24 protein-coding genes are annotated in these 24,464 nt (G+C 72.0%); 17 read left to right on the forward strand and 7 right to left on the reverse strand.

What is annotated here, in order from left to right; all coding sequences use genetic code 11:
• Positions 1-3: 3 nt before the first annotated feature.
• Positions 4-978 carry an ABC transporter ATP-binding protein gene (locus ACZ7P3_RS22275; protein ID WP_472084237.1) on the forward strand — a complete coding sequence of 325 codons (975 nt, stop codon included), beginning with the start codon at positions 4-6 and terminating at the stop codon, positions 976-978.
• A complete protein-coding gene (locus ACZ7P3_RS22280) occupies positions 971-2,062 on the forward strand; it encodes an ABC transporter ATP-binding protein (protein WP_472084239.1) in 1,092 nt (363 codons plus the stop codon). Before ACZ7P3_RS22275 ends, ACZ7P3_RS22280 begins: the two co-directional genes overlap by 8 nt.
• 129 nt (positions 2,063-2,191) lie before the next feature.
• Here ACZ7P3_RS22280 and ACZ7P3_RS22285 read toward each other — a convergent pair whose 3' ends face one another.
• Complete coding sequence (locus ACZ7P3_RS22285; protein ID WP_472084241.1) at positions 2,192-4,303, reverse strand: S9 family peptidase; 2,112 nt, start codon at positions 4,301-4,303, stop codon at positions 2,192-2,194.
• Between the two features lie 201 nt (positions 4,304-4,504).
• Between ACZ7P3_RS22285 and ACZ7P3_RS22290 the strand changes: the two genes are divergently transcribed.
• The 8 genes from ACZ7P3_RS22290 (at position 4,505) to ACZ7P3_RS22325 (ending at position 12,690) form a co-directional block, all read left to right on the forward strand.
• Positions 4,505-4,699, forward strand: coding sequence for a hypothetical protein (locus tag ACZ7P3_RS22290; protein ID WP_161287201.1), 195 nt, complete (start codon positions 4,505-4,507; stop codon positions 4,697-4,699).
• A gap of 647 nt (positions 4,700-5,346) precedes the next feature.
• Positions 5,347-6,207 (forward strand): N-acetyl-1-D-myo-inositol-2-amino-2-deoxy-alpha-D-glucopyranoside deacetylase, encoded by an 861-nt coding sequence (mshB, locus tag ACZ7P3_RS22295; RefSeq protein ID WP_472084243.1) that lies wholly within the window; start codon positions 5,347-5,349, stop codon positions 6,205-6,207.
• Entirely contained in the window at positions 6,204-6,620 is a 417-nt protein-coding gene (locus tag ACZ7P3_RS22300) for a DUF6113 family protein (RefSeq protein WP_472084245.1), read from the forward strand. Before mshB ends, ACZ7P3_RS22300 begins: the two co-directional genes overlap by 4 nt.
• 155 nt (positions 6,621-6,775) lie before the next feature.
• Positions 6,776-9,079: a hypothetical protein gene (locus tag ACZ7P3_RS22305; protein WP_472084247.1), complete on the forward strand. Its 2,304-nt coding sequence runs from the start codon at positions 6,776-6,778 to the stop codon at positions 9,077-9,079.
• Between the two features lie 137 nt (positions 9,080-9,216).
• Positions 9,217-10,146 carry an ABC transporter ATP-binding protein gene (locus ACZ7P3_RS22310; RefSeq protein WP_472084249.1) on the forward strand — a complete coding sequence of 310 codons (930 nt, stop codon included), beginning with the start codon at positions 9,217-9,219 and terminating at the stop codon, positions 10,144-10,146.
• Positions 10,143-10,883, forward strand: coding sequence for an ABC transporter permease (locus ACZ7P3_RS22315; protein ID WP_472084251.1), 741 nt, complete (start codon positions 10,143-10,145; stop codon positions 10,881-10,883). The genes ACZ7P3_RS22310 and ACZ7P3_RS22315 overlap by 4 nt, the downstream gene beginning before the upstream one ends.
• Before the next feature lie 5 nt (positions 10,884-10,888).
• Positions 10,889-12,079, forward strand: coding sequence for a sensor histidine kinase (locus ACZ7P3_RS22320; RefSeq protein WP_472084592.1), 1,191 nt, complete (start codon positions 10,889-10,891; stop codon positions 12,077-12,079).
• Positions 12,076-12,690 carry a response regulator transcription factor gene (locus ACZ7P3_RS22325; protein WP_472084253.1) on the forward strand — a complete coding sequence of 205 codons (615 nt, stop codon included), beginning with the start codon at positions 12,076-12,078 and terminating at the stop codon, positions 12,688-12,690. The genes ACZ7P3_RS22320 and ACZ7P3_RS22325 overlap by 4 nt, the downstream gene beginning before the upstream one ends.
• 306 nt (positions 12,691-12,996) lie before the next feature.
• Here ACZ7P3_RS22325 and ACZ7P3_RS22330 read toward each other — a convergent pair whose 3' ends face one another.
• Both ACZ7P3_RS22330 and ACZ7P3_RS22335 read right to left on the reverse strand, forming a co-directional pair.
• Positions 12,997-13,863: a transglutaminase family protein gene (locus ACZ7P3_RS22330; protein WP_472084255.1), complete on the reverse strand. Its 867-nt coding sequence runs from the start codon at positions 13,861-13,863 to the stop codon at positions 12,997-12,999.
• Positions 13,864-13,892: 29 nt separating this feature from the next.
• Positions 13,893-14,948, reverse strand: coding sequence for a GNAT family N-acetyltransferase (locus tag ACZ7P3_RS22335; RefSeq protein WP_472084257.1), 1,056 nt, complete (start codon positions 14,946-14,948; stop codon positions 13,893-13,895).
• A 140-nt stretch (positions 14,949-15,088) separates the two neighbouring features.
• On the opposite strand from ACZ7P3_RS22335, the gene fdxA reads away from it, so the two are divergent.
• Together fdxA and ACZ7P3_RS22345 are read left to right on the forward strand one after the other, a co-directional pair.
• Positions 15,089-15,409 (forward strand): ferredoxin, encoded by a 321-nt coding sequence (gene fdxA / locus ACZ7P3_RS22340; protein ID WP_018561461.1) that lies wholly within the window; start codon positions 15,089-15,091, stop codon positions 15,407-15,409.
• A gap of 154 nt (positions 15,410-15,563) precedes the next feature.
• Positions 15,564-16,661 (forward strand): bifunctional succinyldiaminopimelate transaminase/glutamate-prephenate aminotransferase, encoded by a 1,098-nt coding sequence (locus ACZ7P3_RS22345; RefSeq protein ID WP_472084260.1) that lies wholly within the window; start codon positions 15,564-15,566, stop codon positions 16,659-16,661.
• Positions 16,662-16,855: 194 nt separating this feature from the next.
• Here ACZ7P3_RS22345 and ACZ7P3_RS22350 read toward each other — a convergent pair whose 3' ends face one another.
• Positions 16,856-17,296, reverse strand: coding sequence for an ATP-binding protein (locus ACZ7P3_RS22350; RefSeq protein ID WP_472084262.1), 441 nt, complete (start codon positions 17,294-17,296; stop codon positions 16,856-16,858).
• A gap of 276 nt (positions 17,297-17,572) precedes the next feature.
• Positions 17,573-18,562: a VldE C-terminal domain-containing protein gene (locus ACZ7P3_RS22355; RefSeq protein WP_472084264.1), complete on the reverse strand. Its 990-nt coding sequence runs from the start codon at positions 18,560-18,562 to the stop codon at positions 17,573-17,575.
• 94 nt (positions 18,563-18,656) lie between these two features.
• Between ACZ7P3_RS22355 and dapE the strand changes: the two genes are divergently transcribed.
• Both dapE and ACZ7P3_RS22365 read left to right on the forward strand, forming a co-directional pair.
• Positions 18,657-19,736, forward strand: a complete 1,080-nt coding sequence (gene dapE, locus ACZ7P3_RS22360) for a succinyl-diaminopimelate desuccinylase (protein ID WP_472084266.1) — start codon at positions 18,657-18,659, stop codon at positions 19,734-19,736.
• Between the two features lie 103 nt (positions 19,737-19,839).
• Positions 19,840-20,598, forward strand: coding sequence for an LOG family protein (locus tag ACZ7P3_RS22365; RefSeq protein WP_472084268.1), 759 nt, complete (start codon positions 19,840-19,842; stop codon positions 20,596-20,598).
• A gap of 248 nt (positions 20,599-20,846) precedes the next feature.
• Here ACZ7P3_RS22365 and folP read toward each other — a convergent pair whose 3' ends face one another.
• Positions 20,847-21,707, reverse strand: a complete 861-nt coding sequence (gene folP / locus ACZ7P3_RS22370; protein WP_472084270.1) for a dihydropteroate synthase — start codon at positions 21,705-21,707, stop codon at positions 20,847-20,849.
• Between the two features lie 126 nt (positions 21,708-21,833).
• Here folP and ACZ7P3_RS22375 point away from each other — a divergent pair, with 126 nt between their 5' ends.
• Entirely contained in the window at positions 21,834-22,187 is a 354-nt protein-coding gene (locus ACZ7P3_RS22375; protein ID WP_472084272.1) for a DivIVA domain-containing protein, read from the forward strand.
• Positions 22,184-22,780: a DNA-3-methyladenine glycosylase I gene (locus tag ACZ7P3_RS22380; RefSeq protein ID WP_472084274.1), complete on the forward strand. Its 597-nt coding sequence runs from the start codon at positions 22,184-22,186 to the stop codon at positions 22,778-22,780. The genes ACZ7P3_RS22375 and ACZ7P3_RS22380 overlap by 4 nt, the downstream gene beginning before the upstream one ends.
• A gap of 159 nt (positions 22,781-22,939) precedes the next feature.
• On the opposite strand, the gene chcB is transcribed toward ACZ7P3_RS22380, so the two are convergent.
• Positions 22,940-23,743, reverse strand: coding sequence for a 2-cyclohexenylcarbonyl CoA isomerase (gene chcB / locus ACZ7P3_RS22385; RefSeq protein ID WP_472084276.1), 804 nt, complete (start codon positions 23,741-23,743; stop codon positions 22,940-22,942).
• 376 nt (positions 23,744-24,119) lie between these two features.
• On the opposite strand from chcB, the gene ACZ7P3_RS22390 reads away from it, so the two are divergent.
• The gene (locus ACZ7P3_RS22390) at positions 24,120-24,287 is read left to right on the forward strand and encodes a DUF3117 domain-containing protein (protein WP_018544333.1); all 168 of its coding nucleotides are present in this window, start codon (positions 24,120-24,122) and stop codon (positions 24,285-24,287) included.
• The last annotated feature ends 177 nt before the right edge of the window (positions 24,288-24,464 follow it).

Here is a 24,464-nt window from a genome sequence, read left to right on the forward strand (position 1 = left end):
GCGATGCTGCTCGAAGTGCGCGATCTGCACGTGGAGTTCCGCACCCGGGACGGGGTCGCCAAGGCCGTCAACGGGGTGTCGTACGCCGTCGACGAGGGAGAGACCCTCGCGGTGCTCGGCGAGTCGGGCTCCGGGAAGTCGGTCACCGCGCAGGCCGTGATGGGGATCCTCGACATGCCGCCGGGGCGGATCACCGGCGGGGAGGTCCTCTTCAGGGGCGCGGACGTGCTGAAACTGAAGGAGGAGGAGCGGCGCAGGCTCCGGGGCGCCGGGATGGCGATGATCTTCCAGGACGCGCTGTCCTCCCTCAATCCCGTGCTGTCCGTGGGCGACCAGCTCGGCGAGATGTTCGTCGTGCACCGGGGCATGTCGAAGAAGGACGCCCGGGCCAGGGCGGTCGAGCTGATGGACCGGGTGCGCATCCCGGGCGCGGCCCAGCGGGTCCGTGACTATCCGCACCAGTTCTCCGGCGGCATGCGCCAGCGCATCATGATCGCCATGGCGCTGGCGCTGGAGCCGGCGCTCATCATCGCCGACGAACCCACCACGGCCCTGGACGTCACCGTGCAGGCCCAGGTCATGGAGCTGCTCGCGGAACTGCAGCGAGAGTTCCACATGGGGCTGATCCTCATCACCCACGACCTCGGTGTGGTCGCGGACGTGGCCGACCGCATCGCCGTGATGTACGCGGGCAGGATCGTCGAGTCGGCCCCCGTGCACGACATCTACAAGGCGCCGGCCCACCCCTACACCCGGGGCCTGCTGGACTCCATCCCGCGCCTGGACCAGAAGGGGCAGGAGCTGTACGCCATCAAGGGGCTGCCGCCGAACCTGATGGACATCCCGCCCGGCTGCGCCTTCCACCCCCGCTGCCCGATGGTCCAGGACGTGTGCCGCACGGACGTGCCGCCGCTGCACGAGGTCTCGCAGGAGCGCGGCAGTGCCTGCCACTTCTGGAGGGAGTGCCTGCATGGCTGAGCCGATCCTGGAGGTCAGCGGCCTCGTCAAGCACTACCCGCTGGTGCGGGGGATCCTCTTCAAGAAGCAGATCGGCGCGGTGAAGGCGGTCGACGGCGTCGACTTCACCCTGGCCAAGGGCGAGACCCTGGGCATCGTCGGCGAGTCGGGCTGCGGCAAGTCGACGGTCGCGAAGCTGCTGTGCAACCTGGAACAGCCGACGGCGGGTTCGATCAGATTCAAGGGCGAGGACATCACCCGGCTGTCCGGCCGGGCCCTGAAGGCCGTCCGGCGCAACATCCAGATGGTCTTCCAGGACCCGTACACCTCCCTCAACCCGCGCATGACGGTGGGGGACATCATCGGGGAGCCGTACGAGATCCACCCCGAGGCGGCCCCCAAGGGCGACCGGAGCCGCCGGGTGCGGGAACTCCTCGACGTGGTCGGCCTCAACCCCGAGTACATCAACCGCTACCCGCACCAGTTCTCCGGTGGCCAGCGCCAACGCATCGGCATCGCCCGCGGGTTGGCGCTGCGCCCCGAGGTGATCGTCGCCGACGAGCCGGTGTCGGCCCTGGACGTCTCGGTCCAGGCACAGGTGATCAACCTGCTGGACCGGCTCCAGTCGGAGTTCGACCTCTCCTACGTCTTCATCGCGCACGACCTGTCGATCGTCCGGCACATCTCGGACCGGGTCGGGGTCATGTACCTGGGCCGGATCGTGGAGATCGGCACCGACACCGAGATCTACGACCACCCCACGCACCCCTATACACAGGCGCTGTTGTCGGCGGTCCCGGTGCCCGACCCGGAAGCCCGCGAACTCCGTGAGCGGATCATCCTCAGCGGCGATGTGCCGTCCCCGACGAACGTCCCCTCGGGCTGCCGCTTCCGCACCCGGTGCTGGAAGGCCCAGGAGCGCTGCGCCAGGGAGGTGCCGGAGCTGGCGGTCCCCGCGGAGTTCCGGGGCGCGGGCGGTCCGGTGGCCCACGACTCGGCCTGCCACTTCGCCGAGACGCTGCCGGTCAGGCACTCCGCGCCGGTGCACGGGGCGGCCCCGGAGGAGCCGCAGAAGCCCGCGCGCAACGGCAACGGGCCGGGATGACATGGCGCACCCCGGCCCGTTTCACGGCACCCGCACGGCCGTACGCTGTTCAGCCTCGCGCGTCCGCAATTCGGCACCGCTTCCGTGAAGTTACTTGCGCGTAAACGCATTTCACGGCGGTTTGTACGGCTATGCCAGCGAGCGCTTGAGGAAGTCCACCTGGAGCAGCAGCAGGTTCTCCGCGACCTGTTCCTGCGGGGTCATATGGGTGACGCCGGACAGCGGGAGCACCTCGTGCGGGCGGCCCGCGGCGAGCAGTGCCGAGGACAGGCGCAGGGTGTGGGCGGCCACCACGTTGTCGTCGGCCAGGCCGTGCACGATCATCAGGGGGCGGTGCGGTGCGGCGGGGGAGGACAGGCCCTCGTCGGTCACCAGGGAGCTGCGGAGGTAGGCCTCGGGGTCCCGGCCGGGGTCCCCCAGATAGCGCTCGGTGTAGTGGGTGTCGTACAGGCGCCAGTCGGTGACCGGGGCGCCGGCGATGCCCGCGCGGAAGACGTCGGGGCGGCGCAGGACGGCGAGGGCCGCCAGATAGCCGCCGTAGGACCAGCCGCGGATCGCCACCCGGGAGAGGTCCAGCGGGTAGCGCTTCCCGAGGTCCTGGAGGGCCTCGACCTGGTCGTCCAGGGTGAGGGTGAAGTCGCGGTGGACGGCCTTCTCCCAGGCCGGCGAGCGGCCGGGGGTGCCCCGGCCGTCGGCGACGATCACCGCGAAGCCCTGGTCGGCGAACCACTGCGAGGTCAGGTGCGCGTTGTGCGCGGCCACCACGCGGGCGCCGTGCGGGCCGCCGTAGGGGTCGAGCAGCACCGGCAGGGGAGTGTCACCGGGGTAGTCCTTGGGCATAAGCACGGCGCACGGAATTCGGCGTGCGCCCCCCTCGGTGAGCGTCACGCCGGTGGACAAACCAGGATCTTCGGCGTAGGACCGGACAGTCGCCGCCGGTTTTCCGTCACGCAGCACCTGGACACGCGAGCCCGGCCTGTCCAGTGTGGCGGACACCAGGACCGTCACGTCCGCCGCACGCACCGCCGTGTGCACACCGGGCTCCTGCGACACGCGCTCCACGCCGAGTTCGTTCACCCGGTAGACATGGATCTCGCCGGTCCGCGGGGACTCCGCCTCCTCGCCGGCCGACGCCGTGACCAGCACATCGCCGCGGCCCACGTCCAGCACCGCACGAATGTGCAACTGCGGCCCCGTCAGTGGACGTTCGCCGACCGCGAGCACCCGCGCGCCGCCCTCGTCCGCGATCCGGACAAGCTGACCGGACGGGTTCCAGCAGGGCACACCGGCGAAAAGTTCCAGCCATGTTGGATCTTCATCGGCATGCACCATCCGGGTCGCCCCGGATGCCGGGTCCACCGCCAGGAACAGCTGGCTGCGCTGGTCCCGCGCCTGTACCAGGAGCAGCGGTGCCCCCGCCTCCGACCAGTGCACACGCGCCAGATACGGATAGCGTGCACGGTCCCAGACGACCTCCGTGCGGACGCCGTCGAGGCCGAGGACGAACAGTCGTACGTCCGCGTTGTCCGTCCCCGCCGCGGGGTAGGCGACGTGGTCCGGCTCACGCTCGGGGCGGGTCGGGTCCGCGATCCACCACCGCCGCACCGGCGTGTCGTCCACGCGCGCCACGAGCAGCCGGTCCGATTCCGGTGCCCACCAGAAACCCCGCGAACGCGACATTTCCTCGGCCGCGATGAACTCGGCGAGGCCGTAGGTGACTGCGTCCGACTCCGGTTCGGCCAGCGCCCGGTCGTTCCCGCCCTCGGCGTCCACCACCCGCAGGGCGCCCTGCGCGACGTACGCCACATGCCGCCCGTCGGGCGAGGGCCGCGGGTCGATCACCGGTCCCGCGACGCGCAGTTCGCGCGCCGTACCGGCCCGCAGTTGCGCCGTGAAAAGCCGCCCTGACAAGGCGAAAGACGCCAACTCCAGGGCCGAGTCGGTGGCGTAGCCGACGATGCCGGCGCCCCCCTCGCGGCTGCGCTCCCGGCGTGCCCTCTCCTCGGGCGAGAGCTCTTCGGAGGCGCCGCCCAGGAGGGTGCGCGGGTCGGCGGCGATCCGCTCGGTACCGTCCGCCGGATCAAGAATCCACAGGGAGTTGGCCCGGTCCGTGCCCGAACCGGAACGCAGGAACGCGACACGCGAACCGTCGGGTGCCACGGTGAACGCACGCGGCGCGCCGAGCGTGAACCGCTGCGTGCGCGCGTGCCGACGGGGGAAGGAGTCAGCCTCGGTCGTCATACCCCGACCATATTGGCCATGCGCCCCCTTGTGCGGCCGTGCGCCGAGCGATGCGCGAGCACGGATAGTTATGATCACTACCGCTGAGTGGGTATGAACCCGCTGGCGTCTGCATGGATTTGGTCTACCGATCTACAACCGAGTCACAACCCCCATAGTCCGAACCCCCCGTGTACCCGGGATCTTTGGAGGTGAGCCGCCGTGGCACTCTCGATTTCGGCGGTGGTGCTGCTGGCGATCATCGTCTTCCTGCTGATCAAGAAGTCAGGGCTGAAGGGCGGCCACGCGGTGGTCTGTGTCCTGCTCGGCTTCTATCTCGCCTCTTCGACCGTCGCCCCCACGATCAGCGAGCTGACGACGAACGTGGCCAGCATGATCGGCAGCATCAAGTTCTGACGCGTTCTGCTGCCTCCTGCTGCCCGGCTTCGTAAGGTTCACCCTCCGGGGGCGAGCGAACGCTGAGGGCAGCGGGTGTACGAGCGGGACGTGGACAGACGGCTGAGGGAACGGGCGAAGGCGTCACCCGACTTCGGGCGTCCGTACGGGTACCAGCCCCTCCTCGCGATCCATGGCTCACAGGCCGAGCTCACTGTTCCGACCAACCCGAACGCCGCCTACGTCAGCGCAGGTCAGTTCGGCGAGGTGTTGGCCGAGGAGTTCGTCACCCGTACGGGTACCTGCGTCCAGGGCACGACACAGTTCGACCGCGGACCGTATGCCCAAGCGGCGAGGACGTCACGATCGCCGACTGGACGATCTCGACGGACGGGCTGCCGCTCTACAAGGACGAGAGCACCAAGGACGGCGCAGCTTCGCAGCCGCTATCCGGAGATCACTCGGCGTCGCAACAAAATCGCCCACGACGCCGACCTGATTGACGGCGATCTCGAGCAGCGCCGCCCCATGGACGAGGCGGAGGTTACCGGCGCTATCGACTGGATCGAGCGGATTGCACCGGCAGTCGCCCATGTGCTGGACGGCGAAGAGTGGGAAGCGGCCACGGGGTGGCAGGCAAGAAGGCGACCGCCTCGTAGGGTGGTCCCATGACGGAACGGCCCTCCCGGCGCCTCCTGCTGGTGCACGCACACCCGGACGACGAGTCGATCAACAACGGCGCGACCATGGCCCGGTACGCGGCCGAGGGTGCCCATGTGACCCTGGTCACCTGCACCCTCGGAGAGCGCGGGGAGGTCATTCCGCCCGGGCTGCGGCATCTGACCGGCGCCGCCCTGGGCGCGCACCGGCGCGGCGAGCTGATCGCCGCCCTGCGCGAGCTGGGCGTCGAGGACGTCCGGCTGCTCGGCGGCGCGGGCCGCTACGGCGACTCCGGGATGATGGACACGGCGGACAACGACGACCCGGGCTGCTTCTGGCAGGCCGACGTGGACGAGGCCGCCGCCTCTCTCGCGGAGGTGATCCTGGAGGTCCGCCCCCAGGTCCTGGTCGCCTACGACGACAACGGCGGGTACGGCCACCCCGACCACGTCCAGGCCCACCGCGTCGCCATGCGCGCCGTGGAACGGGCGGCCGGACAGGGCCACCGGATCGCCAAGATCTACTGGAACCGGGTACCGCGCTCCGTCGCCGAGGCCGCCTTCGCCCGGCTGGACGACGAGCTGTCCGCACTGCCGTTCGACAAGGCCGCCTCCGTCGCCGACGTGCCGGGCGTGGTCGACGACGAGCGGATCACCACCGCCGTCGACGGCACCGCGTACGCCGCGGCCAAGGCCGCCGCGATGCGCGCCCACGCCACCCAGATCGCGCTCGCCCCCGGCCGGCCTTACTTCGCGCTCTCCAACGACCTCGCCCAGCCGCTGTTCACCACCGAGTACTACCAATTGGTGCGCGGCGAGGCGCAGCCCGGCGAGACCGATCTGTTCGCGGGTGTGGAGGAGGAGTCATGAGCACCGCCGGACGCGGGTCGATGCTCGCTCAGCCGCTGCAACGCCCCTCCGCCGGGCGGACGGCCGCCTACTTCGGGCTGTTCCTGCTCGGCGCGCTCGTCGGGCTCGCCGGAACCCTGGTGCAGGCCGCCTGGTTCCCCGGCGGGCTGCTGCTCGCCCTCGCGGGCGCCGCCGGACTGTTCCTCGGCGGGGCGTACGCGCTCGGCGGGCGGGGCGGGGCGGTCGCGCCGGTCGTCGGCTGGATCATCGCCGTCATCCTGCTCGTCAACAGCCGCCCGGAAGGCGACTTCCTGTTCGGCGCAGGAGGCGGCTCCTACCTCTTCCTGCTCGGCGGCATGGCCCTGGCTGTGATCTGCGCCACTCTTGCCTCCGTGCGGCAACCCGACGGCCGCCCCGCCCGACTTGGCAAGTGACGTACCACTTCGCCGTGCGGCGCACGTGCGAGTCCGGTGTGGGTTTCCCCGGCGGTCATGGGATACGCGCCAGGCGTGGACAGTATGGTGGTGCGCGCCGCCGAGCTGCCCGCTGAGGTCGTAACGGGCGGCGGAGCCAACCGGGAGAACCTGCCTTGAGCCGTGAAACTGACACTCCGTCCTCCGGGCCCGACGGGCGCGGCGGAGCCGCTTACCCCTCGGGGACGCCGCCGTACGGGACCCCCATGGCTTCCGACGCCGGTGCGGACGCGGGCCGTTCGGCCACCCGGCCGGAGGAACGCAAGACCGAGACCACGCTGACCACCCGGATCCGGATCAACATTCCCGGATCACGGCCCATCCCGCCGGTCGTCGTGCGCACACCCGTCACCGACGGCGAGGGCGCCGGGGGGGACACGGGCGCCGAGACGCGCCCGGCCCCTGCCGCCGCGCCGCCCGCGGGAGCCGCCGAGCCGCCCGCCGAGCCCGGCCCGCAGGCCGAGGAGAAGACCAGCGACTGGTTCGCGCCCCGCAAGTCCGGCGCGCCCAAGGGCGGTCCGGGCGGCGGCGGTACGAACGGCGCCGGAATGCCCGGCGGTTCCGCGGCTGCCCCGGGCGGTCCGGCCGCCCCGGGCGGTCCGGCCGGGCCGGGTGCCGGCGGTACCCGCCCCGGTGGCGGCCGTCCCGGCGGTGTGGTCGGCTCCATGAGCGCGCCGGGCGCCCGGCCCGGCGGTACGAACGGCTCGGGCCTGCCGGGCGCCACCGGCGGCCCCGTGGCCCCGGGTCACGGCGGCGGCACCGGCTCCTTCGACGTCACCGAGGCACTGGCCGCGGGCCCGCTGGGCGGCCCCCGTCCCGGCGCCTCCGACGGCGAGCCCCGCCGCGACGATCTGCCCTACTTCGCGGAGAACGGCGGCCAGGGCGGTCTCGCCGGTGCCGGCGGCACGGCCGGCCAGGGCGGCCCCGGCGGCCCCAGCGGCTTCAACGGGCCGAACGGACACGGCGGCCCCGGCGGCCCGCAGGGCCCCGCGGGCCCGACCGGCGGCCCGGTCACCGGCGACGGCCCCCTCGCCCCGCCCGCCAGCTCGCTCACCGACCTCGTCGGCGAGGTCTTCGACGGCCCGGGCGGCTACGGCGGCCCCGGTGGCTCCGGCGGCCCCGGCGGCGCGAACGACCGTGACGGCCGCGGCGGCCCGCTCGTCCCCGGTGCCCACACGGGAACGGGCGTTCCGGGAGTCCCCGGCATTCCAGGCATTCCGGGTGGCGGGCTCAGTGACGACACCGCGATCCTCACCCCGCAGAAGCCGGCCCCCGACCCGGGCACGCCCGGATACCGAGCCCCGGACAACGTCTCCGGACACACCGTCACCAGCGGTATCCCGGTCGTCCCGGCCTCCGGGAACTCCCCGTTCGGCACCGGCACGAACCCGGACGGCCCGGTGCCCCACACGGCACCCAAGCTGCCCGATCCCGCTCCGCAGCCCAAGGCGGCGGCCAGGCCGAAGAAGAAGGGCCGCAGCAAGCTCGTGCTGCTCGGCGTCGGCGCGTTCGTCGTCGCGGGCGGTGCCTACGGCGCCGGGCTGCTGATGAACCACACCGACGTGCCCAAGGGCACCACCGTGCTCGGCGTGGACATCGGCGGCGGCACCCGTGACGACGCCGTCAAGAAGCTCGACGACGCCTTCGGCACCCGGGTGAACAAGCCGCTGAAGCTCTCCGTGAACGGCAGGACGGTCTCCCTCACCCCGGACAAGTCCGGCCTGCAGTTCGACTTCCAGACCACGGTGAGCGCAGCCGCGACGAGCGACTACAACCCCGTCTCCGTGATCGGCTCCCTCTTCGGGCAGAAGCGGGAGGTCGAACCGGCCATGCCGGTGGACGAGGAGAAGCTCCAGGCCGCGCTCCAGCAGGCCGGCGGCGGCTCCGGTTCCGGCTCGGTCACCGAGGGCACCATCAAGTTCGAGTCCGGCAAGGCCGTGGCCGTCCACGGCAAGGCGGGCAAGGCCATCGACGCGACCCAGTCGGGCCGGGCGGTCGAACAGGCCTATCGCACGCTGGTGGAGACGGGCACCGCGACCCCGGTCGCCGTGCCGACCGCCACCAAGCAGCCGGCCGTCTCCAACGCCGAGGTCGACCGTGAGATGAAGGAGTTCGCCGAGCCGGCGATGTCGGGCAAGGTGACGGTGCAGACCGACGCGGCGCACTCGGTCCCGATGAGTCCGCAGAACTCGCTGTGGAAGTTCCTGCGGGTGAAGGCCACCCCCGACGGCAAACTGACCGACGCCCCGGACCTCAACGCCCTGCAGCAGCTCTACGGCCAGGCGTTCGACGGGGTGCTCATCACCCGGGCCAACGGCAAGAAGACGGCGGTCACGCCCCAGGACGTCTACGTCGCCCTGCGCCAGGCGCTGATGAGCAAGACCAACCGGCTCGCCGTCATCGCCACCAACCCGAACTAGTCCGTCTCACCAGGGGGGCGTCCACGGGGCGCCCCCCTTTTTCCTGTCTGTCATCCGATCCGCATGACATCTGTCATCCCACACCGGGGACCCCCGACACTGCCGGGATCCGGGCCCCCTCGGCCAGCATGGAGGGCATGACAACGACAGCGGCACCGGCCACCACCAGCCCGGTGGTCGGGTTCGACCAGGTGACCAAGACGTACGGGAACGTGAAGGCCGTCGACGGCCTCTCGCTCCGGCTGTACCCGGGCGAGACCGTCGCCCTCCTCGGCCCGAACGGGGCCGGCAAGTCCACCACCCTCGACCTGCTCCTCGGCCTCAAGCAGGCCGACGGCGGCACGGTGAGCCTGTTCGGCTCCACCCCGCGCGAGGCGATCGTCGCCGGCCGCGTCGGGGCCATGCTGCAGAGCGGCGGGCTGATGGACGAGGTCACCGTGGCCGAACTGGTGAAGCTGGCCTGCTCGCTGCACCCGAAGCCGTACCGGGCCGCGGACGTGATGGCCCGCGCCGGCATCGCACAGATCGCCGACCGCAAGGTCAACAAGCTCTCCGGCGGTCAGGCCCAGCGCGTCCGGTTCGCCCTGGCCACCGCAGGCGACAGCGACCTGATCATCCTGGACGAGCCGACCACCGGCATGGACGTCTCCGCCCGCCAGGCCTTCTGGGCCACCATGCGCGAGCAGGCCGACCAGGGCCGTACCGTCCTCTTCGCCACCCACTACCTCGAAGAGGCCGACGCCATAGCCGACCGGGTCCTGGTGCTGCACCGCGGCCGGCTCCTCGCCGACGGCACCGCCGCCGAGATCAAGGCCAAGGCGGGCGCCCGGAGGGTCTCCTTCGACCTGGAGGGCGCGATCGACGAGACCGCCCTGCGCGCCCTGCCGTTCCTGACCTCGATCGACGTGTCCGGCCAGACCGTCCGCGTCCAGTCGTCCGACGCCGACGCCACCGTCCACGCGCTGTACGGCCTCGGCGTCTACCCCCGCAACCTCGAAGTCGCCGGCCTCGGCCTGGAGCAGGCCTTCGTCGCCATCACGGAGGCCGAGGAGGCCAAGCAGTCATGAACGCCCTGATCAAGCTCGAACTCGCACGTGCCCTGCGCAACAAGAAGTTCCTGTTCTTCTCGGTGCTCTACCCGTCGTTCATCTACCTGATCTTCTCCAGCAGCTCCGGCTCGAACGAGAAGGTCGACGGCACCGGACTGACCGTCGCCACCTACCTGATGGTCTCCATGGCCTCCTTCGGCGCCCTGACCGCCGTTCTCATGGGCAACAGCGAGCGCATCGCCAAGGAGCGCGAGAGCGGCTGGGTACGGCAGCTGCGGCTCACCCCGCTGCCCGGGCGCGGCTACGTCCTCGCCAAGACGGCCAGCGCGGCCGTGGTCAGCCTGCCGTCGATCATCATGGTGTTCCTGGTCGCCGCCGTCGTGAAGCACGTACGGCTGGACGCCTGGCAGTGGCTCGCCCTCGCCGGCGTCATCTGGGCGGGCAGTCTCGTCTTCGCCGCGCTCGGCGTCGCCATCGGCTACGTCGCCTCCGGTGACGCGGTCCGCCCGATCACGATGATCGTCTACTTCGGGCTGTCGATCCTCGGCGGACTGTGGATGCCGTCGACCACGTTTCCGCAGGTCCTGCAGGACATCGCCAAGTGGCTGCCCACCCACGCGTACGCTGCACTGGGACGGGCGATCGAGCAGAGCCAGGCGCCCAGCGCGACGGACGTCGCCATCCTCGCCGTCTACTTCGTCCTCTTCGCGGGCGGCGCGGCCTGGCTGTACCGGAAGGACACGCTGAAGGCGTGAGCACGATGACGGAAGACCCACTGGCCCGTGAGACGGGGCCCGAAGTGCAGGTGCGGATCGGCCAGGGCGTCGGCAACCGGCGCGAGGTGCTGGTGAAGGCGCTGTGGATCGGTGTCTGGCTGGTCTTCCTCAGCTCCCCGGTCGAGGACCTGGTCAACGGAGATCACTCCACCGCGGCCACCGTGGCCGGAGCGCTCGGTCTGAGCGCCTTCGTCGGGACCTACCTGACGCTGGTCTTCCGGAACATGGGCAAGCAGTTCTCGCCGCGGGCCGTCGTCACCCGGCTCGCCGTCCTCGGCGTCCTGGCCCCGGTGCTCGCTCTCGCCTTCGGCGGCTCCTGGCTCGGACTCTTCGTCTACCTCTCGGTGGCCTGCGGGGCGACCCTGCCGGTCCGGGCGTCGTACTGGGCGATCCCGGCCACGGCCGTGGTGATGTTCCTCATCGGGCTGCACGTCGGCAGCGAGGACACCGACGAGGCGCTCCTCGTGCTCCTCATCGGGTTCGCGATGGTCGGCGTCGGCCAACTGGTCCGCACGACCGTCGAGTTGCGCAAGGCCCGGGCCACCGTCGCCCAGCTCGCCGCCAACGAGGAGCGACTCCGGCTCGCCCGCGACCTGCACGACCTGCTCGGCCACTCGCTCTCCCTGATCACGCTGAAGAGCGAGCTGGCCGGCCGGATGCTGCCCGACCACCCCGACAAGGCGGCCCAGCAGGTCGCCGACATCGAACAGGTCAGCCGGCAGGCCCTGGTCGACGTCCGCGAGGCCGTCACCGGCTACCGCCGCCCGCGCCTGGCCGCCGAACTCGCCGGCACCCAGGTCGCCCTGACCGCCGCCGGTGTCGTCGCCGAGATCCCGGCCGAACCCGACCTCACCGGCACCACCGACGAGGCCGAGGCCGCCCTCGCCTGGGCGTTGCGCGAGGCGGTCACCAACGTGGTCCGGCACAGCGGCGCCGACCGGTGCGCCGTCCAGCTGCTGCACCGCCAGACCCTGAACGGCCCGATCCTCGAACTCACCGTCGAGGACAACGGATCAGGCGGTGCCGGAAACGGCCCGGGCAACGGTCTGACCGGTCTGACCGAGCGCCTGGAGAAGGCGGGCGGCACCCTGGAGGCGGGCCGGATCAAGCATGGATTCCGGCTGGTCGCCCGCGTACCCACGGCCACTTCGGTGGACGTAGGATCCGGGGCATGACGAGCACGATCAAGGTTCTTCTGGCCGAGGACCAGTCCATGGTCCGGGAGGCGCTGGCCGCACTCCTCGGCCTCGAGGACGACATCGAGGTCGTCGCGCAGGTCGCCCGCGGGGACGAGGTACTGGCCGCCGTCGGCGCACACGGCGTCGACGTGGCGCTGCTCGACATCGAGATGCCCGGCTGCACCGGCATCGAGGCGGCGGCCCGGGTGCACCGGGAGTTTCCCCAGGTCAAGCTGGTCGTCCTCACCACCTTCGGCCGCCCCGGCTATCTGCGCAGCGCCATGGAGGCCGGAGCCGACGCCTTCCTCGTCAAGGACGCGCCGGCCGCGCAACTCGCCGCCGCCGTCCGCAAGGTGCTGGCCGGCGAGCGGGTCATCGATCCCACCCTGGCCGCGGCCGCGCTGGCCGAGGGCGCCAACCCCCTCACCGAGCGCGAACGCGAGGTGCTGCGCGCGGCGGCCGACGGCTCCACCAACGCCGAGCTGGCCAAGGTCCTCCACCTCTCCCAGGGCACGGTCCGCAACTACCTCTCGACGGCCATCCAGAAGCTGGCGGTGCGCAACCGGGCCGAGGCGGTACGGATCGCCCAGGAGAAGGGCTGGCTCTGAGCGCAGGGCCTTCCCCCTGCGCCCTGCTCCCCGCGCTGTGCCCCTTGGGCCCTGTTCCCCGTGCTGTGCTCCCTGGGCTCTGGGCTCCGGGCTGTGCTCCCAGCGTTCCGCGCTCTGCGCATGATTTCCGGGCTCCGCGCCCTGCGGTCCGGGCTCCGGTCTCCGTGCCCCTGTGCCCTGTGCTTTGTGCGCCGCACTCCGGCCCCGCGGCCCGAGCCCTGATCTCCGGTCTCCCTGCCCGTGTCCCTGCCCGTGCCCCTGCGCGCTGGGCCCTGCTCGCCGTGTTCCGCTGGGTGGGCGTGTGTGTCAGTTGAGCATCGCGCGTGCCGAGTGGGCCTGTTGCCGGACCCGGCGGGCGGTCGGTTCGTCCACGACCTCGATCAGATGGGCGTACGCGTCCAGCTCCTCCGCCCCCTGCGTGAACTCGCCGCGCTGCACCAGCAGCTGACCGCGCTCGTAGCGCAGCCTGGCCGGATGCGCGGGCAGCAGCAGGGCCAGCTCCACGCCCCACAGCCCGACGTCCGAGCGCTCGGGCCGCGCCGAGGCCCACGCCCGGATGTTGTTCAGGATCCGCTGCACGACGTCCAGCGGCGCCGCCGGCACCAGCATCGACGGCTGCAACGGCGCCCCGGTCGCCCCCGCCACGAGCAGCTCCGCATCCGTCCCGGTGAGCACCCGCCCGCCGTCGAACGGATCGGCCAGCACCTGCTCCTCGGCCGGACCGAACCCGACCACGAAGTGTCCCGGCAGCGCGACCCCGTACACCGGCGCCCCCGCCCGCCGCGCGACCTCCAGCCACACCACGGAGAGCAGGATCGGCAGCCCGCGCCGGCGCCGCAGCACCTCGTGCAGCAGCGAGGACTCCAGCCGCTCGTAGTCCCCGCCCGACCCCGCGTACCCGTAGCGCTCGCCCAGCAGCCCGCACAGCGCCTGGGCCCATGCGTGCGGGCCGCCCGGACGGTACGGCAGCTGCCCGGCCAGCCGGTCCAGCTCCAGCTGGGCCGCGTCGATCCCGGTCTCGTCCAGCGAGCCGTCCGCCTCCGCGCCGATCAGCAGGCACAGCGCCGACAGATCCGGCCGCTCGGACCGCGCCTCCTCGCCGAACCGCCGCCGCACCTCGGCGGACCGCTCCGGAGGGGGCGGATACGGAGGAGGGAGACGGGGGTGCCGCATGCCTGGCTCATGCCCTTCCACGACGGTTCCTACGACCGTCCGGGGCCGGAAGTGTCCGGCTCCCGGTAATGGTGGTACGTGTGGTGCGGGGCGAAGCCGAGGGCGCCGTACAGGGCCCGGGCGGCCTCGTTGCCGTTCTCCACCTGGAGCCAGGCCGCCGAGGCGCCCTCGTCCAGGGCGCGGCGGGCCAGCGCGGCCATCACCTCGGTGGCCAGTCCCTGCCGGCGCCGGCCGGGATCGACCTCGACGGCGGCGAACCCGGCCCACCGTCCGTCCACGACACACCGCCCGATCGCTGCCGGCGGCCCACCGGCCGCTTCTCCCGGTCCCGGCTGCGCCCGGCCGGCGGAACCCGCGTCGGGCACGGTCGCGAACCACACCGACGGGCCGCTGCCGAGCACCCGCAGGGCCACCTCGCTCACCCCCTTGCGCCGGTACCGGGCGAGCCATGCCTCGTCCGCCTCGCGGGACAGCACCACCGAGGCGCCCTCGGCCCGGTCCGCGACCGGCGCCAGCGCTCCGATCCACAGCTCGGAGCTCACCTCCCGCACCCAGCCGCGCCGCTCCAGCTCCGCGCACAGCAGCTCCTGCGTGCCCTCGGCGCCGGTGGCGGTCTGGATGTACGCGGGCAGGCCGCGCTCGTCGTACCAGCGTCGTACGGCATCCAGGGCCGCGTCGAGCGGAAGCCCCGGATCGCCGAGCGGCAGCACACTGTTGGCCCGGCGGGTGAACCCGTGGGCGGCCCGCAGCTCCCACTCCCCGAGCCGCTCGCTCTCCACCGGTTGCCACGCGCGCGCGGCGACGTGCGCCAGCTCGGAGTAGCTCGCGGCGGGCCCGCGCCGGCGCGCCGGCGCGGCCGGTACCACCTTGCCCGCGACCAGCTCGGACTCCGGGACCCGGACGCTCCGCCCGTCCCGCCGTGTGATCATGAGCACGCCGTCGTCCCATGATGTGAGAACACCCACCGTGTCGGTGAACTTCTCTTCCGTGGTCCCGGGCGTGTTCAAGCGCCGTACGGAGACCCGTTTGCCCACGTCAGCAGCGGTGATACGGACCTCGAGCCGTCCGTGCGCCGATATTTCCACTGGTCAGTTCACCCCTCCTGTATGGATCATGCCCCGGAACGGAGATACTAGGGGCGGGCATCGACGACGCCGCGCTCCCGCGCGCCAGGCGGCGGAGCCTGAGGAGGCCCGCCGGCGCCCTATCGAGGAGGAACGACAGCGTGACCTACGTCATCGCGCAGCCTTGTGTCGACGTCAAGGACAAGGCGTGCATCGAGGAGTGCCCGGTCGACTGCATCTACGAGGGCCAGCGGTCCTTGTACATCCACCCGGACGAATGCGTCGACTGTGGTGCCTGTGAGCCGGTCTGCCCGGTCGAGGCGATCTTCTACGAGGACGACACTCCGGAGGAGTGGAAGGACTACTACAAGGCGAACGTCGAGTTCTTCGACGAGCTGGGTTCTCCCGGCGGCGCCAGCAAGCTGGGGCTGATCGAGCGCGACCACCCCTTCATCGCCGCGCTGCCGCCGCAGGGCGAGTGACCGTCTAAGCGGCCAGCGGCCCGCTCTCCTGGTTCCCGGCTCCGCCCGGACCGGGGGACCCTCAGCGCCGCCTCGGTCCCGTACGGCCCGATCGCCTTGATCACCGCCGTACGGGGCCGAGGCGTTTGCCGTACCGATGAAAGTGAGCCACCCCGTGTCCGCAGTCTCCGACCGTCTTCCGACCTTCCCCTGGGACAAGCTCGAGCCGTTCAAGAAGACGGCCGCGGCGCACCCGGACGGCATCGTCGACCTCTCCGTCGGCACCCCGGTCGACCCGGTCCCCGAGCTGATCCAGAAGGCCCTGGTCGACGCGGCCGACTCCCCGGGCTACCCGACGGTGTGGGGCACCCCCGCACTGCGCGACGCGATCACCGGCTGGCTGGAGCGCCGCCTGGGCGCCCGCGAGGTCACCCACCGCCATGTCCTGCCGATCGTCGGCTCCAAGGAACTGGTGGCCTGGCTGCCGACCCAGCTGGGCCTCGGCCCCGGCGACCGGGTGGCCTACCCGCGCCTGGCCTACCCCACGTACGAGGTCGGCGCCCGCCTGGCCCGCGCCGGGTACGAGGTCTACGACGACCCGCGCGAGCTGGACCCGGCGAACCTGAAGCTCCTCTGGCTGAACTCGCCCTCCAACCCCACCGGCAAGGTGCTGGGCAAGCAGGAGCTGACGGAGATCGTCGCCTGGGCCCGCGCGCACGGCGTGCTGCTGGTCTCCGACGAGTGCTACCTGGAGCTGGGCTGGGAGGCCGACCCGGTGTCGGTCCTGCACCCCGACGTCAACGGCGGCTCCTACGACGGCATCGTGGCCGTCCACTCCCTCTCCAAGCGCTCGAACCTGGCCGGCTACCGCGCCGCCTTCCTGGCGGGCGACCCGGCCGTCCTCGGCCCCCTGCTGGAGATCCGGAAGCACGGCGGCATGATGACCTCGGCGCCCACGCAGGCGGCGGTGGTGGCGGCCCTGGGCGACGACGAGCACGTGCACGTCCAGCGCGAGCGCTACGCGGCCCGCCGTGCGCTCCTGCGCGAAGCGCTCCTCGGCCACGGCTTCCGCATCGAGCACAGCGAGGCCAGCCTGTACCTGTGGGCCACCCGCGACGAGTCCTGCTGGGAAACGGTCGCCCACCTGGCCGGCCTGGGCATCCTGGTCGCCCCCGGCGACTTCTACGGCGAGGCGGGGGAGAAGTTCGTCCGCGTGGCGTTCACGGCGACGGACGAGCGGGTCCGGGCAGCGGTGGCCCGACTGAAGGCGTAGGACCGTCCGCAGGCCCGGGCCCGGTGGCAGGACGTCTGCGGTCTGGACCCGGCTGAAGGACGTCCACTACGGCCTGGGGCCCCGCCGGAGGGCGTCCACGGCCTGGGCCCGGCTGCCGGGCGGTTGTGGGAACAAAGCGATGGGGTCCAGGGACATCCCTGGACCCCATCGCCGTCAGGTCAACGAGACCGAAGTCAGCGGCCCAGCGGAACGCCGGTCACCGGCGGCAGCCCGCCCTTGCCGATGGAGCCCGTCGACAGCCCGGTCTTCGTCGCGGTGGACGCGGTCTCCCCGAGGGTGTTCCCCAGGGTCCCGGCCGCAGTGCCCGCGGTCCTCTGCACGGTGGGCGTCGCGTTCTTCGTGGCACCGCCGACGGTCTTGTTCACGGTCGGGCCCGCCTTCTTGATCGCCTGGGTGCCCGCGTCACCCGCGACGCCGGTGACGTGAGTCGTCGCACCGTCGACGGCGGTGCCGGCGTTCGCCGTGTCCAGGGCGGACAGGCCGCTCAGTTCCGGGGCGGTCGTCGGCTGGTTAGTGGCCGCGCCGGCAGAGCCGGCCGCACCGACCCCGGCAGCCGCTCCCGCTGCGACAAGCAGCGCGGCACGGGCGATCCGGCGGGTCAGAGGGAGGGACATGATGCTCCATTCGACGGGAGAGAACGGTGATGTGTGTCCGGTCTCGGACGCCGTGACTACCGCTCGAAGCCGACGAAGGTTGCGGACGCCGAAGGTAAAGAATGGATAACGCATCGCATTATCGGTTGTGGATAAAAACGGGCAAAGGGCACCTGTCCGAGATCGTGCAGAATCCTTACGGCCCCTGATTTCCCGGGGATTTCGCCAATGCGCCGAAACTCCCGGGGAAACGCGCCCGCCCCGAGGCCGCGCAACCCGGCCGGGGGAGGTCTCGTACTACTGTCCGGCCACGATCCGGACCGTTCCCAGCGACTTCTCCGCACCGGCGGTCCCCTGCGCGCCGGCCGTGTGCCACTGGCCGTCGCCGTCGGCCCCGGTCCACTCCCGGCCCCCGTAGAGCACCCGGTCGATGTGCAGCGCCGAGGAGTTGGCCACGGCCCAGTGCGCCAGCTGCCAGCCGCGCTCCTGCTCCCCGCGCCCGGTCGCGTCCGTCCTCGCGCCGTCCGGCACCGGCACGGTCACGGTCCGCCCGTGCGCGGTCGCCGTCACGCTCGGCGACGGCGAGGGCGAGGGAACCGCCGCACCGCCCACCTCCGCACCGGTCTCCTGCAGCGCGTCCCGCCCGAAGTCCCGCACCAGCGCGGCCCGTACCGCGTCCGGACCGGTCGCGGCGGTCGTGCGCTCCGGACGTCCGTCGCAGGTCAGTGTGGCCGCCGCCTGGCCGGTCAGGGCCGTCGCCAGCAGCGTGGCGTCCGGCTCGTGCTTGGCGTACGCCTCCGGATAGCCGCTGCGCTGCACCCGCTGCGCGGCCACCGTCAGCGGCAGGTCGGCGTAGTCCGGCACCTTCGCCAGGTGCGCATAGAAGATGCCCGCCGCGTAGTCCGGGTCCATGATCTGCTGCTCGGTGCCCCAGCCCATCGAGGGCCGCTGCTGGAACAGGCCCAGGGAATCCCGGTCGCCGTGCTCGATGTTGCGCAGCCCCGACTCCTGGAGGGCGGTCGCCAGCGCGATGGTCACCGCCCGCTCGGGCATGCCCCGCCCGGTCCCGACGGCGGCGATCGTCGCCGCGTTCGCCGCCTGCTCGGGCGTGAACTCGTACGACGTCCCGTCACCCGCGCCGGAGACCACCTTGCAGCCCGCACCTCCGCCCCCGGTGACGTACTGCACCACCAGGTAGGCGGCCACGGCGGACAGGACCAACAGCGCCGCACTGATACGCAGGAGGCGGCCGCGGCGCTTGGGACGAGTGGGGGACGGCTCTGGCACGCGTACAAGGTACTGGAGCCCCTCACGGCCCTCGCGTCCGGTCCTGGGGCTTCGCCGACCGGCCCCCCGGCGGCCGCGCGCTAGGGTCGGGGCCATGGCCGACACCTCGCTTGACCTCACGCTGGACGCCGCCGCGCTCACCGCGCAGCTCGTCGACTTCCCCTCCGAGAGCGGCACCGAGAAGCCCCTCGCGGACGCGATCGAGACCGCCCTGCGGGCCCTGCCGCATCTGACCGTGGACCGCCACGGCAACAACGTGATCGCCCGGACGGACCTGGGCCGCGCGGAGCGGGTCGTGCTGGCCGGCCACATCGACACCGTGCCGATCGCCGGCAACGTGCCGTCCCGGCTCGACGAGGACGGCGTGCTGTGGGGCTGCGGCACCTGCGACATGAAGTCCGGCGTGGCGGTACAGCTGCGCATCGCGGCGACGGTCCCCGCCCCCAACCGCGATCTGACCTTCGTGTTCTACGACAACGAGGAGGTCGCCGCCGAGCTCAACGGGCTCAAGCAGGTGTCCGAGGCCCACCCGGAGTGGCTGGAGGGTGACTTCGCGGTCCTGCTGGAGCCCTCCGACGGACAGGTCGAGGGCGGCTGCCAGGGCACCTTGCGGGTGCTGCTGAAGACCACGGGCGAGCGGGCCCACTCGGCGCGCGGCTGGATGGGTTCCAACGCGATCCACTCGGCGGCCCCCGTCCTGGCCCGGCTGGCCGCCTACGAGCCCCGGTGGCCGGTCATCGACGGCCTGGAGTACCGCGAGGGCCTGAACGCGGTGGGCATCTCCGGGGGAGTGGCGGGCAACGTCATCCCGGACGAGTGCGTGGTGACGGTCAACTTCCGCTACGCCCCCGACCGCACCGAGGAGGAGGCGATCGCCCACGTCCGCGAGGTGTTCGCGGACTGCGGGGTGGCGGAGTTCGTGGTCGACGACCACAGCCCCGGCGCACTGCCCGGCCTCTCCCACCCGGCCGCGGCGGCCTTCATCGAGGCGGTGGGCGGCACCCCGCAGCCCAAGTACGGCTGGACGGACGTCTCGCGCTTCTCCGCGCTCGGCGTGCCCGCGGTCAACTACGGACCGGGCAACCCGCACTTGGCGCACAAGCGGGACGAGCGCGTCGAGGTGGCGAAGATCCTCGCGGGCGAGGAGCGCCTGCGGGACTGGCTCACGGCGTAAGGATCCCGCACGGCGCTGCACGGCGGACATGCGCGCGTCCCCCCTCCGTAACCCGGGTGGATCTAGGCTGAGGTCGAACTACCGGCAAGCGGAGGGAGCGCACATGGCTACCGGCAACCCCGAGGGGAAGAAGCAGCCGCCGGACGAGCAGCGGCTCGGACCGGTCCTCCGACGGCGCGGCCAGGTCACCGCGAGCACCACCGACCAGCGGCTGCTGGACGCGGGCGGGCCCTCGGACTGGGTCCACACCGACCCCTGGCGGGTCCTGCGGATCCAGTCGGAGTTCATCGAAGGCTTCGGCACGCTCGCCGAACTCCCGCCCGCCATCAGCGTGTTCGGCTCCGCCCGTACGCCGGCGGACTCGCCCGAGTACGACGCGGGAGTGCGGCTCGGCCGAGGGCTGGTGGAGGCCGGCTGGGCGGTGATCACGGGCGGTGGGCCCGGAGCCATGGAGGCGGCCAACAAGGGCGCGTGCGAGGCGGGCGGCATCTCGGTCGGCCTCGGCATCGAGCTGCCCTTCGAGCAGGGTCTGAACCCCTACGTCGACATCGGCCTGAACTTCCGCTACTTCTTCGTGCGGAAGATGATGTTCGTGAAGTACGCGCAGGGCTTCGTGGTGCTCCCGGGCGGCCTCGGCACCCTCGACGAGCTCTTCGAGGCCCTCACCCTGGTCCAGACCCAGAAGGTCACGCGCTTTCCGATCGTCCTGTTCGGCAGCGAGTACTGGGGCGGGCTGGTGGACTGGCTGAGGAACACGCTGGTGGCCCAGGGCAAGGCGGCCGAGAAGGACCTGCTGCTGTTCCACGTCACGGACGACGTGGACGAGGCGGTGGCCCTGGTCTCCAAGGAGGCGGCCCGCTGACCGGGTGCTCCTGCCCCGGCTCCCGTTCGCCCACCTGTGCACCCGCCCGCCGGCTTCGGCGGGCCGAAAGCGGGCGGAGGAGCGAGAGCCGGGGTCGGCGGGGCGGGGAGCGGGCGGAAGAACGAGAGCCGGGGGTCGGGGCGGGGAGCGGGTGGTGAGCGGGGTGGGGCCTCTGCCTCGCTCTTCAGCCGACCGCGACGTGTGGGCGGGCGGGACATGGAGGTCAGGGGGGCGGAGCCCCCTGGTGCTCAGGCCAGGCCCCGCCGAGCCACCGCGGGGGGACGGTGCCCGGCGATCGACGCCACCATCTCGAGCACCTGGCGGGTCTCGGCGACCTCATGGACCCGGTACACCTGCGCCCCCAGCCACGCCGACACCGCCGTCGTGGCCAGCGTGCCGAGCAACCGCTCCTTCACCGGCCGGTCCAGCGTCTCCCCGACGAAGTCCTTGTTGGACAGGGACACCAGCACCGGCCACCCCGTGGCGACCATCTCGTCCAGCCGCCGCGTCGCCTCCAGGCTGTGCCGCGTGTTCTTCCCGAAGTCGTGCCCGGGATCGATCAGCACCGACTCCCGGGGCACCCCCAGCGACACCGCCCGCTCCGCCAGCCCCAGGGTGACCTGCAGGATGTCGTCCACGACGTCGTCGTACGTCACCCGGTGCGGCCGGGTACGCGGCTGCACACCCCCCGCGTGCGTGCACACCAGCCCCACCCGGTACCGCCCCGCGACCTCCGCCAGTCCCGGGTCCACCCCGCCCCACGCGTCGTTCAGCAGATCCGCCCCGGCCTCGCACACCGCCTCGCCGACCGATGCCCGCCAGGTGTCCACACTGATGATCACGTCCGGGAAGCGCCGCCGTACCTCCGCGACGAAACCGACGGTCCGCCGTGCCTCCTCCTCGGCCGTGACCTCCTCGCCCGGCCCGGCCTTCACCCCGCCGATGTCGATGATCGCGGCTCCCTCGGCCACCGCCTGCTCCACGCGCGCGAGCGCCGGCTCGTCGCGGAACGTGGCCCCCTGGTCGTAGAAGGAGTCCGGGGTCCGGTTCACAATCGCCATGATCACCGGCTCGTGCGGCCCGAATTCCCGCCTGCCCAGCCTGAGCATCCGCTGTGACCTCTCCTAGTACGTTCCGCAGTACGGCCGCCTGCGACCATAACTGTCAGACTCGCATGGCACGATCGGACCTGAGAGATTCTGCTTCCGGCACATCGAGCGTGGGGACCTCTAGCGATGGTTATGTTCTTGTTCCTGGTCGTCGCCCTCGCCGTCGTGGTGGCCGCGGTGACACTCGCCGTGGTGGGCGGCGGCGAGAGCGGCCCGCTGCCGGAGGTGGACCCTGAGCGGCTGCAGGACCCGCTGCCCCCCGACCGCCCGGTCGGCAGGGCGGACGTGGAGAGCCTGCGCTTCCCGCTCGCCCCGCGCGGCTACCGCATGGCCGACGTGGACGACGCGCTCGGCCGCATCGCCGCGGAGCTCGCCGAGCGGGACGCCCGCATCGCCGACCTGGAGTCCGCGCTGGCCGGAGCCCGCGCCGCCGCCCACGCCCGGCTCGACAAGCCCGGCCGGGCGGAGGAGCAGCGATGAGCGACGGAGCGGCCCTCGCCGGGCCCGACGGCACGCTGCGCTGCCCCTGGGCCCTGTCCACCGAGGACTACGTCGCGTACCACGACGAGGAGTGGGGCCGTCCGGTCCACGGCGACGACGCCCTTTTCGAGCGGATCAGCCTGGAGGCCTTCCAGTCGGGCCTGTCCTGGATCACGATCCTGCGCCGCCGCCCCGGCTTCCGCGCGGCCTTCGCCGGCTTCCGGATCGAGAAGGTCGCCGCGTTCACGGACGAGGACCGCGAGCGGCTGCTGGCCGATCCGGGCATCATCCGCAACCGCGCCAAGGTGGACGCGACCCTCGCCAACGCGCGCGAGCTCGCCGGCTGGGCGGAGGGCGAACTGGACGAGCTGATCTGGTCCCACGCCCCCGACCCGGCCGGCCGTCCCGCCCCGAAGACCCTGGCCGACGTCCCCGCGGTCACCCCGGAGTCGACGGCCCTGTCGAAGACGCTGAAGAAGCGGGGCCTCAGATTCATCGGCCCGACGACGGCCTATGCGTTGATGCAGGCGTGCGGGCTGGTCAACGACCACCTGGAGACCTGCGCGGCGAGAAGCGCCGGACAAGCCGGATAAGCCGGATACGGGGGCAAGCCGGATACGGGGTGCGGGGCTGGATACGAGGGTGCGGAGCCGGATACGGAGTGCGGAGCCGCATCGGCATGCGGCTCCGCCGCGTGGGCGCGACCGGCCACGACGCGCCCGCGGTCCCCTACGGCACTCCCGCCCCCCGGCTCAGCGGCCCAGGTACTTCGGCTTCTCCTTGTTCACGAACGCCTGCACCGCGATCGTGTGGTCCTCGGACTGCCCCGCCCGGGTCTGCAGCTCGTCCTCCTTCTCCAGCGTCTCGGCGAGGGAGTGCGTCAGCCCGTAGGCCATCGCCTCCTTGATCGCCGCGTACGCCACCGTCGGGCCCTCGGCCAGCGCCCGCGCCACCTTCTCGCCCTCGGCGCGCAGGTCGGCGGCGGGCACCAGCCGGTTGGCGATGCCCAGCTCCAGCGCGTCCTGGGCGCTGATGCTGCGCGGGAAGAGCAGCAGGTCGGCGGCGCGGCCCGGACCGATGACCCGGGGCAGCGTCCAGGAGATCCCGGAGTCCGCCGTCAGGGCGACACCCGCGAAGGAGGTGTTGAAGGCCGCCGTGTCCGCCACCACCCGGTAGTCCGCGGCGAGCGCGAACCCGAAGCCGGCCCCGGCGGCCACCCCGTTCACCGCGGCGACCACCGGCTTCGGCGCCCCGGCCAGCGCCTTCACGATCGGGTTGTAGTGCTCCTTGACCGTGCTCATTGTCTGCCCCGACCCGGTCTCCCGGTCGGTGGCCAGCAGCCCGATGTGCTCCTTGAGGTCCTGGCCCACGCAGAACGCCCGGTCCCCGGCGGCGGTCAGCAGGATCGCCCGTACGGCTGTGTCCGCGGCCGCGGATTCCGCCGCCTCCCGGAGGGCGGCCTTGGTCGCGATGTTCAGCGCGTTCATCGCCTCGGGGCGGTTCAGTGTGATCGTCGCGAGTCCGTCGCTCACCTCGTAGAGCACGGTGTCGGCCATGGCGCATCCCCTCCGGTGTCACGGCTGGTGACGTACCGCTCAGTACGTCGCTGTCCGAAGGACAGCATGGCGGAGATCGCCGCCCAAGAGCCGGACCCGACGTGTGACCTGCGTCAAAGAATTCGGGAGCGAAGTCGGGCAGAGGGCGTTCGGAAGGTGGCGCAGTATCGCAGTCACATCGCCGAATTGAGTGGTTTTGCTCGCGCGCGTTGCCCAAGCGATGCCGACTGATGTTGGTCATCGGGTCCTGGGATGCGGGATAATGGCTGGGAAGCAATGTGTTCGATGCCGGTGTCGCGTGTCCGTTTCGGATCGTGCGTGCCCTGCCAGGGGGCCGTCGGCAGACGATGAGCTGGTTTCAGGAAGGGGAACGAGCATGGCGGCCATGAAGCCGCGGACGGGCGATGGTCCGCTCGAGGTGACCAAGGAGGGGCGGGGCATCGTCATGCGCGTTCCGCTCGAAGGCGGCGGGCGGCTCGTCGTCGAGCTGACCCCTGACGAGGCCGAGGCGCTCGGCGACGCCCTCAAGAAGGTCGTCGTCTGACGCGCCCGCGATCATGTCCTTTCGGCTGCCCCGGCATCGCATGCGATGCCGGGGCAGCCGCGTTCCGGGCCCCTGATACGGGATCACCCGTCCACGGCTTCCCGGAGATCGCCGAAGGCCGGACGCCCGGGAGCACCGCGGAGCGCCCTTCCGGGATCACCTGAGGACATCCTTCGG

The organism is Streptomyces sp. NPDC107581 (genome assembly GCF_055657175.1).

What these genes read in the sequence shown, in the direction of transcription:
- ACZ7P3_RS22310 (WP_472084249.1), top strand. Translation starts at nt 9,217, where the DNA reads ATGACAACGACAGCGGCACCGGCCACCACCAGCCCGGTGGTCGGGTTC.
- ACZ7P3_RS22330 (WP_472084255.1), bottom strand. Translation starts at nt 13,863, where the DNA reads ATGCGGCACCCCCGTCTCCCTCCTCCGTATCCGCCCCCTCCGGAGCGG.
- mshB (WP_472084243.1), top strand. Translation starts at nt 5,347, where the DNA reads ATGACGGAACGGCCCTCCCGGCGCCTCCTGCTGGTGCACGCACACCCG.
- dapE (WP_472084266.1), top strand. Translation starts at nt 18,657, where the DNA reads ATGGCCGACACCTCGCTTGACCTCACGCTGGACGCCGCCGCGCTCACC.
- ACZ7P3_RS22285 (WP_472084241.1), bottom strand. Translation starts at nt 4,303, where the DNA reads ATGACGACCGAGGCTGACTCCTTCCCCCGTCGGCACGCGCGCACGCAG.
- ACZ7P3_RS22350 (WP_472084262.1), bottom strand. Translation starts at nt 17,296, where the DNA reads ATGTCCCTCCCTCTGACCCGCCGGATCGCCCGTGCCGCGCTGCTTGTC.
- ACZ7P3_RS22325 (WP_472084253.1), top strand. Translation starts at nt 12,076, where the DNA reads ATGACGAGCACGATCAAGGTTCTTCTGGCCGAGGACCAGTCCATGGTC.
- ACZ7P3_RS22375 (WP_472084272.1), top strand. Translation starts at nt 21,834, where the DNA reads ATGGTTATGTTCTTGTTCCTGGTCGTCGCCCTCGCCGTCGTGGTGGCC.
- folP (WP_472084270.1), bottom strand. Translation starts at nt 21,707, where the DNA reads ATGCTCAGGCTGGGCAGGCGGGAATTCGGGCCGCACGAGCCGGTGATC.
- chcB (WP_472084276.1), bottom strand. Translation starts at nt 23,743, where the DNA reads ATGGCCGACACCGTGCTCTACGAGGTGAGCGACGGACTCGCGACGATC.
- ACZ7P3_RS22320 (WP_472084592.1), top strand. Translation starts at nt 10,889, where the DNA reads ATGACGGAAGACCCACTGGCCCGTGAGACGGGGCCCGAAGTGCAGGTG.
- ACZ7P3_RS22275 (WP_472084237.1), top strand. Translation starts at nt 4, where the DNA reads ATGCTGCTCGAAGTGCGCGATCTGCACGTGGAGTTCCGCACCCGGGAC.
- ACZ7P3_RS22380 (WP_472084274.1), top strand. Translation starts at nt 22,184, where the DNA reads ATGAGCGACGGAGCGGCCCTCGCCGGGCCCGACGGCACGCTGCGCTGC.
- ACZ7P3_RS22315 (WP_472084251.1), top strand. Translation starts at nt 10,143, where the DNA reads ATGAACGCCCTGATCAAGCTCGAACTCGCACGTGCCCTGCGCAACAAG.
- ACZ7P3_RS22365 (WP_472084268.1), top strand. Translation starts at nt 19,840, where the DNA reads ATGGCTACCGGCAACCCCGAGGGGAAGAAGCAGCCGCCGGACGAGCAG.
- ACZ7P3_RS22280 (WP_472084239.1), top strand. Translation starts at nt 971, where the DNA reads ATGGCTGAGCCGATCCTGGAGGTCAGCGGCCTCGTCAAGCACTACCCG.
- ACZ7P3_RS22390 (WP_018544333.1), top strand. Translation starts at nt 24,120, where the DNA reads ATGGCGGCCATGAAGCCGCGGACGGGCGATGGTCCGCTCGAGGTGACC.
- ACZ7P3_RS22300 (WP_472084245.1), top strand. Translation starts at nt 6,204, where the DNA reads ATGAGCACCGCCGGACGCGGGTCGATGCTCGCTCAGCCGCTGCAACGC.